Here is a 13,662-nt window from a genome sequence, read left to right on the forward strand (position 1 = left end):
TTGCTTTAGATAGTATACAAAATTACTTTAAGATAAAAAAACCACATACAGCAAAAACACACTCAAAATTAATTTTCAATTATCTCCTAAATTACAATTAATTGAGCTAGTCAAATTTATGACACAACCTTGGTATTGGCGATCGCTTCCTTTAGATAATCGCACTGGTTCCCATATTTTTAAAGCTTTATTTGGTTCTACACAGACATCAGAAATAGCAACTTTATTAGAAAGCCCATACCCCACACCCACAGATAACCCTCAATTAGCCCGTTATTCTATTTGTGCAGGTACTCCTCGGTATGTGGATGGATACCCCCAAATGTGGACTCCTGCGCTGGGAAATGTTTTACCCTTTCTAGAACAGTTATTGCAAGCAAAAGTAGGGGGAGGTGGGGGACATCGGGGACATGGGGGACAAGAGGAAGAAAATACTTTTCACACCCCTCACACCCCTCACACCCCACCCTACGGGAAGCCGCGCAAAGCGCGTCTACACACTCCCCCCACTGCCCCTAATCCCCACTCCCCCAAGGGAGTAGGGACCCCGAGTTCCCCACCTCCCCACCTCCCCTTCACCGGTGGTTGGCTCGGTTGGTTAGGATATGATATCGCCAGAGAAATTGAACGGCTACCATACACTAAATCTGATTCATTGCCATTTCCAGTTGCTTTTTGGTACGAACCAGATAGTTTTGCTGTTTTGGATCATTGGGAGCAAATTTTATGGTTAGCCGCCACTAGTCCCGACGGGTTGGATGAGTTAGAGAGGAAACTCGAACACGAAGATGATGGGGAACTCGGGGTCCCCACTCCCTTGGGGGGGTGGGGATTAGGGGCAATGGGGAGATTGGGAGATGGGGAGAAAGATTTTACCCCACCACCCCACCACCCCACCTCCCTATCTCCCTATCACACTCTCCCCATCCTCCCCCCTCTTTGCTTCCATAGTTCTCAAGAAGAGTACGAAGCAGCAGTTAACAGTGCCAAAAAATACATCCAGGCTGGAGACATATTTCAGACTAATTTGTCGTTGCGGTTTGAAACACATACAACTGCTTCTGGTTGGGAAATATATCGTGCTTTACAGCAGATCAATCCTTCTCCCTTTGCTTGCTATTTCCAAACACCTTGGGGGGAAGTGATTAGCTGTTCACCAGAGAGGTTAGTAAAGTCACAAAGACATACAGACACGACTTTTCACGTCTCCACCAGGCCGATCGCAGGGACGCGATCGCGTGGGATCATGCCAGAACAAGACCAAAAATTAGCACAAGAGTTACTTAATAACACCAAAGAGCGTGCCGAACATATCATGCTGGTAGATTTAGAACGCAACGATTTAGGACGGGTCTGTGAATGGGGAAGTGTAAAGGTTGATGAACTATTGACTATTGAGCGATATAGCCACGTCATGCATCTGGTCAGCAACATCACAGGTACTCTCAGACATGATGTTAGTGCTGTTGACTTGATTCGTGCCATATTCCCTGGTGGTACAATCACAGGCTGTCCCAAAGTCCGCTGTATGGAAATCATCGAAGAACTAGAACCTGTACGGCGTAGTTTGTTCTATGGTTCCTGCGGCTACTTGGATTGGCAAGGTAACTTGGATTTAAACATCTTAATTCGCACCCTGCTGTTGGTTCCCTCCTCACCTGAAGAGGTAGAGGGAGATAGGGAGGTGGGGAGATCGGGAGTTAGGGAGAATATTGAATTAGATTCTCCCCATTACCCCATCACTTCATCACTCCATCATATAAACCCCATCACCTCACCACTCAACACTGTCTGGGGACAAGTGGGAGCAGGAATTGTCGCAGACAGCGATCCTGAGCGAGAATGGCATGAATCTTTACATAAAGCTCAGGCACAACTACAGGCGCTAGCAACTGTTTTTGGGGATCGGGGAGTAGGAAGACAAGGAGGATAAGGAAGACAACGGAAGGGGGAGTGGTAAACCACTAACCACCAACAATCAACAACCAACAACCAACAACTAACAACCAATGAACCTTGTTCTTTTTCCATCCCAGCTCTACAGAAAGTCTATTCTTAGGTTGTTGGCGAATTTGTATAACAAAAAGACGGCAATTATGGCAGCATTGGTAGAGGGGAAACAAACAGAGGATGAGAGCAAAATAGGAAGGAATGGGCAAATTTTCCTTTCGTGTCTCTACTTCCCCAAACCCTCTGTGAACTTTACCCCAAAAGCTAATGCCATTTAGTTACGACGGCAATATGCCTTAGCTACACATTACTATCGGTTTGGTGAAAGGTTAAATCAGTGAACAGTGAACAGTGAACAGTGAACAGTGAACAGTGTAGACGCGCTCATAGGCTTCCCGTAGGGTACAGTTATCAGGCGTATGGTGAGGGTATGTTACCCACCAGCAATACCTGACACCCATTATTGGGGGACTTATACTTAGTAATGAATACTGATGACTGATGACTGATAACTGAATAACTGTTAAAGGCTAGAGGGTAAAGGCATCTCAACTCCCTTTCCCCTTATTCCTTTCCTCTTACCCCTTTACCTTTAATTTATGCAAATGAAACCGTCAGCCTTACCAATCTTGGCATTCAACTGCAAAAACATACTATCTATTCTTACCTTCAAGTATTAAATGAACCCAGAAAGCTCAGAAACTTACATAAATCATCCAACTTGGGGTTTGCTCTATAGGATCTGTATGGTGGATGAAAACCAAGAGTTATTCACTACACTGTATGCTCAGCGCCTATTTTTTTTAGTAATATCCGATGCTAAAGGTGTCAAATTTCAGCCGATAGGACGTACTGAAGCAAGAATGCTGCTAGAAAATCGCTTGCGTAACCTACGTCGTGCTGGACAAGCCCAGGAGTACGATCAGTTGCAGAGTATCTTCCAACGCACCTTCCAATGAGTGGCTCGATTAGTGAACGTATTAATACTGTGCGCGCACAACTACCACCTTCAGTTCGGTTGATAGCTGTTACCAAGCAAGTCCCAAGTGATGTAATTCGTGCTGCCTATACTGCGGGAATTCGAGATTTTGGTGAAAATCGCATTCAAGAAGCGATCGCAAAACAAGCTGACTTACAAGATTTATCTGATATCACTTGGCATTTTATCGGACACTTGCAAAGCAATAAAGCCAAAAAAGCCTTAGAAAATTTTCAGTGGATTCACTCAGTAGATAATTTGAAGCTGGCACAGCGCCTAAACGAGTTGGCCCAGCAAATAGGTGTCAGTCCCTATGTGTGTTTGCAAGTCAAAATTCTTCCTGACCCTAATAAGTCGGGTTGGAGTGTACCTCAACTTTTAGCTGACCTACCAACACTGAATCAATACAAAAATTTACAAATTCAAGGTTTGATGACAATCCCGCCTCTAGGATTAAATGACCAGGAAATTGTGGCAGTGTTTAATCGCACACGCGAACTAGCACAAGAAATCCAGGAACAAAACTGGTCCCATATTCAAATGCAGCATTTGTCGATGGGAATGTCAGGTGATTATCAACTAGCCGTAGAAGCTGGTGCAACGATGGTGCGTTTGGGAACTATCTTATTTGGAGAGCGTGGTGCTTAAATTGGGATAAGGGATTGGGAATAAATTCAGTTAACAGTGTAGACGCGCTCATAGGCTTCCCGTAGGGTACAGTTATCAGACCTGTGGTGGGGATCAAACAATTTTTGATTGCTCCCACATATGAAGTTTGGGACTTCGTGATCCGAATTATTAGTCATACCAATTTGAAAAAAGAATGCGACACAGAGACTTACAGAACTCTTATGCGTAAGGCTCTTCTCAATCCATCTTGAAAAACTTTGAGCGCCGCAAGCTGGCGATCAAACTTTTCGCAAAATCTAAAATTCAAAATCCAAAATGGAATCAGAGTCCGCACCACCAACACCCTCTAATTAGTGCAGGACTCATCCCATTTCACAAAACTATAAATTCTCAAAGATACTGGTCTAGCAAATAACTCAGGATATAGTATAAACAAAAGCAAACACATAAGAAATTTGGGGTTGCAGCAACTTTGCATTCAAAAATAGTTAGGCTATAATCTTGACTCATTATTGCGTACAAATTAAATACAGACGTTCTAGGGGGGCGTCCGTTGATGGTTTGTGCCGTAGTATATGCTACAAACAACTTATAGAATTGCAAAATAGTCCGCCTTATGTCATAGCGGCACAGATTGGCAGCATTAGTTGCTGTCACATCCTTTGAAGGTGATTTGCACCAGGAGCGTAACACTATGAACAATATTTTCTCCAAACTGAGAGACTTTGTTGGTTTAAATGAGCCAGTAGAATACGAGTACTATGAGGAAGAGCCTGAAGCAGAAAGCTATCAGAATCTATATCAGGAACAAAATCAACAGCCTGTACCCCAAGAAACGACCTCTGCAAATCGACGTTGGCGTGAGCCAATGCCTACAATGAATGCAAATCCAGATGTAGCAACTGCTTCTGCAAAAACGATGAGTAATGTTATTGGTATGCCCGGTGCTATTAACGGTATTTCAGAAGTTTTAGTACTAGAACCACGTACTTTTGAAGAAATGCCACAAGCGATTCAAGCTTTACGAGAGCGAAAGTCTGTGGTATTAAACTTGACAATCATGGACCCGGATCAAGCACAGCGAGCTGTTGATTTTGTTGCAGGTGGCACTTACGCGTTGGATGGACATCAAGAACGTATCGGCGAAAGCATCTTTTTGTTTACACCCAGTTGTGTGCAAGTCAGCACTCAAGGCGGAGTTCTACACGAAGTACCTCAACCACCAGTTCGTACCTCCCGCCCTGCACCTGGCAACCAAACCTGGGGCAATGAACCCAATCGCATGGTACAATAAACTAAATTTAGTCTCATGTCAATAGTCAAGAGTACATAGTCCTCAAGTTAACGCTCTTGGTTATTGACTAATGACTAATGACTTAATGACTAATGAGTTATAAATTTGGATTAATTGGTGGCGGGGTAATGGGAGAAGCTTTATTATCCCGCCTTATTGCTCGCTCGATTTATCACCCATCAGAAGTGATAGTTAGTGAACCACAGCCCACACGCCAGAAATTTTTAGCGCATCAGTACAATGTGGCAGTGACAGATGATAACCGTCTGGTTTTCAGCCAAACAACCGAAGTGATATGCTTAGCGGTTAAACCGCAAGTTTTCAGTGCGATCGCTCAAGAATTAGCGGATGTTCTCGAGCAAGGGCATTCACCACTAGTAATTTCTGTGTTGGCAGGTGTAACTTTATCTAAATTAGAAGCAGCTTTTCCCCAATTGCCAGTCATTCGAGCCATGCCCAATACACCAGCAACTGTAGGTGCGGGTATGACTGCGATCGCTCCTGGTGCTTACACCCATAGTAAACACTCGGAAACAGCACAACAGTTGTTTTCAGCAGTGGGGGAAGTAGTAGAAGTTCCGGAGTCGTTAATGGATGCGGTAACTGGTTTATCAGGTAGTGGACCAGCTTACGTAGCGTTAATGATAGAAGCACTTGCAGATGGAGGAGTCGCTGCTGGTTTACCTAGAGCAATTGCCTATCAACTCGCTTTACAAACAGTCTTAGGAACTGCTCAGTTACTACATGACACCAAACTCCACCCCGCAGAACTCAAAGATCGTGTTACCAGTCCTGGTGGAACCACAATTACTGGCATAGCCCAATTAGAACGTTCAGCATTCCGCTCTGCTCTCATTGAGGCAGTTAAAGCTGCTACCATTCGTTCTCAGGAGTTGGGGAAGTGAGAGGTGGGGAGATGGGGAGTGTGAGGAGTAGGGGGGGTGTGTAGACGCGCTTTGCGCGGCTTCCCGTAGGGTGGGGTGTGAGGGGTGTGAGGGGTGTGAGGGGTGTGAAAAGTATTTTCTCTTGTCTTCCTTGTCCTTCTTGTCCCCGATCCCCGATCCCTGATCCCCGATCCCTAATGCCCTACTTGCCAAGGGTTCATATAATATAGTAAAAAGTCTGGTTGCAATTGTGATTGAGTGAATTATTCTGCACTGTCTTCAGAAGTAGACCCCAGTTCTGTATTTCCTTTTGAACTGGATAAATTCCAGCTAGATGCGATCGCCTCTCTAAATGCTGGACGCTCTGTAGTGGTTTGTGCGCCAACAGGTTCAGGTAAAACCTTGGTTGGAGAATATGGTATTTATCGTGCCTTAGCGCGAGGAAAACGGGTATTTTACACTACCCCCCTGAAGGCACTTTCTAACCAAAAATTACGTGACTTTCGTGAACAATTCGGCTTTGACGCAGTTGGATTGTTAACAGGAGATGCCTCCATCAATCGGGATGCGCCCATTGTAGTCATGACTACAGAAATTTTCCGTAACATGCTCTACGGCACACCCATCGGGCAAGTTGGTATTTCCTTAACAGACGTAGAAGCAGTGGTGTTAGATGAGTGCCACTACATGAATGATCGCCAACGGGGAACAGTTTGGGAAGAAGCGATAATTTATTGCCCCCGCGAAATTCAACTGATCGCCCTATCAGCAACAGTTGCCAATAGTGAACAACTTACCGACTGGCTCAATCAAGTCCACGGCCCCACTGATCTCATCTACTCCGATTTTCGTCCTGTTCCTTTAGAATTTCACTTTGGTAATCTCAAAGGGGTATTTCCACTCCTGAATGACGATAAAACCCAAATTAACCCCCGTCTGCTCAAGCGAGGCAGAAAAAAAGAGCTAGAAAAGGGCAAAGGCAATCGCAGACCAGAAGCACCTAGTATCAATTTTATTCTCACTCACCTCCAAGAACGAGATATGCTGCCAGCAATCTACTTTATCTTCAGTCGTCGCGGCTGTGATAAAGCAGTGGCAGAAGTCGGTGAGATGTGGCTGGTGAACGAGCAAGAGGCGCAGCAGTTACGGCGACAGATTGACGAATTTTTAACCCGTAACCCAGAGGCGGGGCGTTCCGGTCACATAGCTCCTCTTTACAAGGGTATCGCCGCCCACCACGCTGGGATTTTACCAGCCTGGAAAGTACTAGTAGAAGAACTATTTCAGCAAGGGCTAATTAAAGTAGTATTTGCCACAGAAACACTAGCAGCAGGAATTAACATGCCTGCTCGGACAACAGTTATTTCTACCATATCCAAACGTACCGACACCGGACACCGGATGTTGACAGCCTCTGAGTTTCTGCAAATGGCAGGAAGAGCTGGACGTCGGGGTATGGATAAAGTCGGTCATGTGGTGACATTACAAACTCCCTTCGAGGGAGCAGAACACGCAGCAGCTTTGGCAATCAAAAAACCAGACCCGTTGGTTAGCCATTTTACGCCTAGTTATGGCATGGTGCTGAACTTGCTGCAAATCCACACTCTTGATGAAGCCAGAGAACTCATAGAGCGCAGCTTTGGGCAATATCTAGCAAATGTGCATCTCCAACCAAGGCAACAATATATCGCTCAATTGCAAGCAGAATTAGAGCAAATTAAGACGCAAATTGCTACGGTTGAAGAAAGCGAAATAGCTAGTTATGAAAAACTGCGACAACGCCTAAAAGTAGAACAAAAGATATTAAACACACTGCAAGAGCAAGCAGACGAAGGGCGACAAGAAGAATTAACAATGATGCTCAGCTTTGCTGTGTCAGGGACATTACTTTGCCTTAAGGGTAAATACTTAACAATGTCTCTACCAGTAACCGCAGTGTTAATAGGCAAAACCCAAGGTGCTAGCCAAACACCTTATTTAGTTTGTTTAGGCAGAGATAACCGTTGGTATGTGGCAACTACAGCAGATGTAGTCAATTTATATGCAGAATTACCACGGATTGACGTACCTCCTGACTTGCTACCACCTGCACAGATGTCTTTAAAGCCGGGACAGTCGTGTCGTGGTGATGAAGAAAGTATGGCTATTGCTAGTCAAATTCCCGAACCGGAGGAGTCTCTAAATATGGCACCCGAAGTAGCTGAACAACTTCAGGTAGTTGCAGCCTTGCGAGAGCAAATAGAAGCTCACCCACTACACAAAACTGGCAATGTCGGTACTATTTTCAAACGGAAGGTACGCGCCGCCGAACTAGAAGCAGAAATTCAAGAGTTGCAAACACAGGTAGAGCAACAGTCCCAACGGCATTGGGAAGAGTTTCTTAGCCTGATTGAAATTTTGCAATACTTTGAATGCTTAGATAACCTATTACCTACACAACTAGGACAAATTGCAGCAGCAATTCGGGGTGAAAATGAATTGTGGCTTGGTTTAGCCTTAGCCAGTGGAGAACTAGATAACCTTGATCCCCACTGTTTAGCTGCTGCTGCTGCTGCTTTAGTGACAGAAACCCCGCGTCCAGATAGTAAAGTGCGCTTTGATCTCAGTGATCAAGTTGCAGAGGCTTTAGCGAAATTACGCGGAATTCGCCGTAAGATGTTCCAATTACAACGCCGATATAACGTCGCTTTACCCATCTGGTTGGAATTTGAGTTAATCGCCTTGGTTGAACAATGGGCATTAGGGATGGATTGGGTTGAACTGTGCGACAATACCACTTTAGATGAAGGTGATGTTGTGCGAATTTTAAGGCGGACGCTGGATTTATTGTCACAAATTCCTCACGTACCTTATATGTCAGAATCTTTGCGGCGTAATGCTTTACGCGCTATTCAGTTGATTGATCGATTCCCAGTTAATGAGGTTGTGGAATAGTCAGACAATTTTGGATTTTAGATTTTGCGAAAAGTTTGTAGACACGAAGCGGCTTCCCGTCAAGGTAGTGGCTTCTCGTAGGCTGTAAGGCGTTGCGTAGGGTAGGTGCAAAGGTTTATTTTTAAACGCACAGTCGCGCAGAGGTTTACGCAAAGGTTCGCAGAGTGTTTACTAATTACCCATTACCGACCCCAACGAGCAATATAAGTGTTCAAGCGGGCATGATATCATAGCTTATAACCAAACTTCCGCAACAATTCCTTGCGTGCCTTCACATCCTCAGCACTTTCTACACCCTTGGGTGAAAATCCATCTACTACACCCATAATGCCACGCCCTTGTTCTGTTTCAGCAACAATCACCTGCACCGGATTGGCTGTAGCACAGTAAATATTGCACACTTCCGGACACTGTTTGATGGCATTCAAAAAGTTAATCGGGTAGGCCTGTTTTAAGAGAATAACGAAGCTGTGACCTGCTGCTAAATTTTGGGCATTTTTTGTTGCTACTTCTTCAAGATTGCGATCGTTGCCTGTCACTCTAATTAAACAAACTCCTGATGCTTCACAAAAAGCAAGACCAAATTTCACCTGAGATGAAGTTCCCACCATAATTTCATACAAATCTTCGACTGTTTTAATAAAGTGTGTTTGCCCAATGATAATATTACTTCCTTCAGGAATTTCCATTGCCACTAATTTGAGTTCCATATTATTTGTCTCCTTGACTAAATTAAGCCGACACAAATAAAGCTAATTAGTAGGGGTCGTCATTTGTCATTTGTCATACCCTACGGGAAGCCGAAGAAGGCACGTCTACGTCATCGGGTAGGGACAAAGCATTTGTACTAGTACATTCAGTTTTGATGTCAAGATATACATACAAATGCTTTGCTGTTACAAGCATGTTGACTTTTGTCACTCCCGTTATGTTTATTCCTACCGACTTACTTACTCTGGGTACTCGTGAGAAACAAACGGAAGTTCTACAATTTCGCCTGTAACTTCTCCGACTTTGACTTGTAAACCTACGCCACCCGCTTTAGTACGGATGTAGCCTAAACCACGATAACCATCTACAGTTTCAATGCAACTGGTTAATTTACCGACTTTTTCATCCCCTACTGTAATAGTTGTTCCTGGTTCCACAGCAGCAATGAGATTGATACCCCAGAGGTGTTGTTTTACACCTTTACAAGTATTTAAACGGGCAATAGTTTCTTGGCCAATGTAACAACCTTTATTAAATGAAATGGTCTGCCATAAGCCCACTTCCAAAGGATTATAATCCTCAGTCAGTTCTTGGTCTGGAACAGGGCGACCTTGGGTAATTCGTAACACTTCCCAAGCGCGATCGCTCATTGGTACTGCGCCTAACTCGACTATTTTATTCCAGATGCTTTCTTTGATGGCAGTTGGCAAAATCAGGGTGTATCCGGGAGAAGCAAGACCACTACCAACGGCTATATGTATACCATCAAATACTAGGTGATTGCCGTAGGGTTGACCAATAATTGTGCCTGCGCCTAACTTTTCCACAATAGTGTCACTGTCTGGCCCGATGAGACTCAAAGTCGCAGTATCATCAGTGATATCAGTCAGTTGTACTTTGTCAGCAAAAAAGATATAACGGTCTAGCCATTGCAACAGATACTCACGACGATTAGGCGAAACCAAAAGCATTACTGCATCTTCCATAACATAGCCTGTTGCTAAGTCAATGGTACGGGCGGTGGATGTCACAAAAACCGTATCACAGCCTTGTCCTGGTTGCAGTTTTTGGAAATCGTTGGTGCTTTGATTGTGCAAAAAGCGCAGACGATCATCATCAGATACTTTAATTCGTCCCCAGTGTGAGCGATCGCATATTGCAACTGTTGTTTGGGCTGCTTGGATAGCTGCTGTGTCTTGAGTGTCAATGACAGATGTAGGCATAGTAATAGCTTAAGATGTTAAATTTTGGATTCAAGCTACCCTGTAATATATCAAGTCAAATTTCAGATTGCCTTACAGGGTTCCTTCTGCCATCTGCCATCTGCCTTCTGTCTTTATTATCTGCAATCATCTGCCGAAAGCGCTTGTCTTTGGCAATTAACTCAAAATCTATGTCGGTTTCTGCTTGTTGTCTATACCTGGGATTGAGATTTATTGCCTGTTGGAGATTTTCTAAGGCTAATTCTAGCTGGGGTTGTAAAGCATAACAGGCGGCTTTGTTGTAATAGGCGTTGGCGTAATCTGGTTTAATTTTCAACGCCCGATCAAAGCTTTGAATTGCTTCATCGTCATCACCCAGCATCACGAGGGCGTAACCCCTGTTATTCCATGCTTTGTAAGAGTCGGGGTTTAATTGGAGTGCTGTATCAAAAGATGCGATCGCTTCTTCGTATTCTTCCAATTCTTCTAGGGCTAGTCCCCGGTTTAACCAAGCTACAGCATCATCTGGTTTGATTTTGACGGCTTTGTCAAAACATTGAAAAGCTTCTTTTTGGCGCTGGAGGAATCCGAGTGCTACACCTTTGTCACACCAAGCTTGATGATATTCAGGGTTAATTTGTAAGGCTTGATCGTAACAGGCGATCGCATCTTGGTATTGTTTTAATCTTGCCAAAGCAATACCCCGCTTCAACCATATTACTGGCTCGTCTGGGTTAAGTTTAATTGCTTTTTTATAGAGAGCGATCGCATCTTCATAACGTTTTTCTGCAAGCAGCACATCTCCCTGTTTGAGGTAATCATTAGCAGTCAATATATTTTCTTGTTCACCAGTTTCTGAGTCTGGTGTTTGTTGCGGTTCTGGCTTCAATATTTCTTGAACTTCCGCAGTGACAGTTTCTAAATTAGCTGGGGGTGTAATTTCCGCAAGTTGTTTGAGGGTTTCTTCTTTTTGTTGTTGAGCTTCTGTTTGTAACTGAGCCAGTTGCGAGATAAAATCTGACTTGATTTTTTCTAGTTTTTCGATAATTTCTAACTTTTGTGATTGTGCATTTGACTGTAATTCTGAATACTGAGAGGCCAATTCAGAACCTGATTTTTCTAAATTTTCGATTACTAATTCCTTGCTACGTTTCACATCTATCAACAGCTTAGAGATTTGCGAAGCAATTTCAGTCTGTAATTTCTCCAACCTTTTAATAATGCGCTGTTTTTGCTGTACAGCTTCTGTTTGTACATCACTAAGTTGAAATTTAATCTCAGATACTGTTTTATTTAGTTCTGCCAAAGCTTGTTCTTTTTGTTGTTGAGTTCCTACTTGCCATAGCGTCAGTTGGGCTGTAAAGTCCGCTTGTGATTTCTCCAATCTTTTCAGGACTCGTTGCTTTTGTTCCTCAGTCTCTAACTGCACATTTTCCAATTGAGCTGTTAACTCAGATATTGCTCTGTCTAATTGAAGCAAAGCTTGTTCTTGGCGTTGTTGCGTCCCTGTTTGTAATTCTGACAATTGCGAGGTAAATTCTGACTGTAATGTTTGCAAACTTGCCAGAATTTGTTGCTTTTGTTGCTGTACTTCCAACTCCGAACCAGCCAATTGCGAGACAAATTGCGATATTAAGTTTTGCTTGGAAGCTTCTAAATCTGCCAAGGCTTGTTCTTTTTGTTGTTGAGTTATGAGGTTTAAATTGGCAAGCTGTGCGGCGAATTCTGATTGCCAATTAGTCACAGTAGCTAAAACTTGCTGTTGTTGTTGCTCAACTTCCGATTGCCATTTTACTAATTGAGATGTAAATTCTTGTCGTGATTTTTCTAAATCAGCAGCTGTGTGTTCCTGATTTTGTTGATTCGCTAACTGATATTCTGTTAATTTAGCAGCAAACTCTGTTTGTAAACCTTCCATATTTTCTATAATTCGCTGCTTCTGTTGCTGAGCATCAGACTGGATTTCAGCCAGTTTTGATGTCAACTCTGTAATTGATTGTTCGAGTAGTGCAAAAGCTTGTTCTTTCTGCTGTTGAGTTTCTGTTTTGATCTCTGATAATTGAGCCGTAAATTCTAGCTGTGTTTGATGTAAATTTTCCCGAATCTGTTCATTTTTTTGCTTTACCTCTGACTGCCAGGCAGTTAGCTGAGAGGTAAATTCTTGTCGCGACGCTTCTAAATCGGCAAAAGTTTGTTCTCTTTGTTTTTGATGTTCGTGCTGTAACTGAGAAATTTCTGATATTAGTTCTGATTTTAATTTACCTAAAGTATCAAGCGTGATATTTTTTTGATGTTGAGCGTCTATTTCTAATTCAGACAAACGAGAGCCAAATTCTGTTTCTAAATTTTTTAATTCCTGTTTTGATACGTTAATTTGTTTTTCTAATTCTGTGAATGCCTGTAGTTTTGATTGAGATATTTCTGATGGAATTACAGATATGATCTGTTCTCGAACCGCTTTGGCTTCTTGTTCTAAGTCAGCAGTAATATTTTTGGCTTGTTGAATACTGTTTTGAGCAGTTTCTCTCACCCTGATTAGTTGATTTTGTAATTCTTCTAATTCCTTAAACTGCTGTGTAGCTCTATCTACGATTTCACGCACCACAGCCCGCCGCAATAGCCAAAAAGAAGCAATGACGGCGACAGGAAATACGGTTAGTATAACTACCCAAATGTTTAGTAAATTGCGTGTTCGACCAAAAGCCCGGTCTACTTCTGTTTGGACTAGTTCTCTAACTTGTTGCTGTGGAGGCTGTTGAGTAACTGCGGGAGATGGTGTAACTTGAGCAATAACATCACCAACGGATAGTAAGTTCGTAGAAAATACTACAGCGCTTTGCAACAGACATGCGTAGACAAATTGATGCTTGCTTTTCATATAGCAGTCCTTATCCGTTTGGTCAGCTCTAAAGTTGCTTGCCTTTCTCCAATTTACCAGCCTTTCAGCCTGGATTCGAGAATACAGCAGTTTCAAACAGAACCTATTTACTCTCCATGATAGAACTTAGCGTTGTGATTGTTGGTAGTTAGTGGTTGATTTGTTATTTACTACTCTGAGGGTGTGGGGAGATGGAGAAC

9 protein-coding genes are annotated in these 13,662 nt (G+C 43.2%); 6 read left to right on the plus strand and 3 right to left on the minus strand.

What is annotated here, in order from left to right; all coding sequences use genetic code 11:
• Positions 1 to 118: 118 nt before the first annotated feature.
• The 6 genes from RS893_RS23035 (at position 119) to RS893_RS23060 (ending at position 8,671) form a co-directional block, all read left to right on the plus strand.
• Complete coding sequence (locus RS893_RS23035) at positions 119 to 1,933, plus strand: chorismate-binding protein (protein WP_315788015.1); 1,815 nt, start codon at positions 119 to 121, stop codon at positions 1,931 to 1,933.
• A 697-nt stretch (positions 1,934 to 2,630) separates the two neighbouring features.
• The gene (gene pipX / locus RS893_RS23040; RefSeq protein ID WP_016865403.1) at positions 2,631 to 2,909 is read left to right on the plus strand and encodes a transcriptional coactivator PipX; all 279 of its coding nucleotides are present in this window, start codon (positions 2,631 to 2,633) and stop codon (positions 2,907 to 2,909) included.
• On the plus strand, positions 2,906 to 3,577 hold the full coding sequence (locus tag RS893_RS23045; RefSeq protein WP_315788016.1) for a YggS family pyridoxal phosphate-dependent enzyme: 672 nt from the start codon (positions 2,906 to 2,908) through the stop codon (positions 3,575 to 3,577). Before pipX ends, RS893_RS23045 begins: the two co-directional genes overlap by 4 nt.
• 676 nt (positions 3,578 to 4,253) lie before the next feature.
• Positions 4,254 to 4,853 (plus strand): cell division protein SepF, encoded by a 600-nt coding sequence (locus RS893_RS23050; RefSeq protein WP_315792082.1) that lies wholly within the window; start codon positions 4,254 to 4,256, stop codon positions 4,851 to 4,853.
• Between the two features lie 92 nt (positions 4,854 to 4,945).
• Positions 4,946 to 5,758, plus strand: coding sequence for a pyrroline-5-carboxylate reductase (proC, locus tag RS893_RS23055; RefSeq protein ID WP_315788017.1), 813 nt, complete (start codon positions 4,946 to 4,948; stop codon positions 5,756 to 5,758).
• Positions 5,759 to 5,995: 237 nt separating this feature from the next.
• Positions 5,996 to 8,671 carry an RNA helicase gene (locus RS893_RS23060; protein WP_315788018.1) on the plus strand — a complete coding sequence of 892 codons (2,676 nt, stop codon included), beginning with the start codon at positions 5,996 to 5,998 and terminating at the stop codon, positions 8,669 to 8,671.
• A gap of 227 nt (positions 8,672 to 8,898) precedes the next feature.
• On the opposite strand, the gene RS893_RS23065 is transcribed toward RS893_RS23060, so the two are convergent.
• The 3 genes from RS893_RS23065 to RS893_RS23075 form a co-directional block, all read right to left on the minus strand.
• Positions 8,899 to 9,381: an adenosine-specific kinase gene (locus RS893_RS23065; protein ID WP_315788019.1), complete on the minus strand. Its 483-nt coding sequence runs from the start codon at positions 9,379 to 9,381 to the stop codon at positions 8,899 to 8,901.
• Positions 9,382 to 9,621: 240 nt separating this feature from the next.
• Positions 9,622 to 10,605 carry a folate-binding protein gene (locus RS893_RS23070; RefSeq protein ID WP_315788020.1) on the minus strand — a complete coding sequence of 328 codons (984 nt, stop codon included), beginning with the start codon at positions 10,603 to 10,605 and terminating at the stop codon, positions 9,622 to 9,624.
• Between the two features lie 55 nt (positions 10,606 to 10,660).
• Positions 10,661 to 13,462 (minus strand): tetratricopeptide repeat protein, encoded by a 2,802-nt coding sequence (locus RS893_RS23075; protein ID WP_315788021.1) that lies wholly within the window; start codon positions 13,460 to 13,462, stop codon positions 10,661 to 10,663.
• Positions 13,463 to 13,662 lie beyond the last annotated feature (200 nt).

It is taken from the genome of Fischerella sp. JS2, from assembly GCF_032393985.1.
GTDB lineage: Bacteria > Cyanobacteriota > Cyanobacteriia > Cyanobacteriales > Nostocaceae > Fischerella.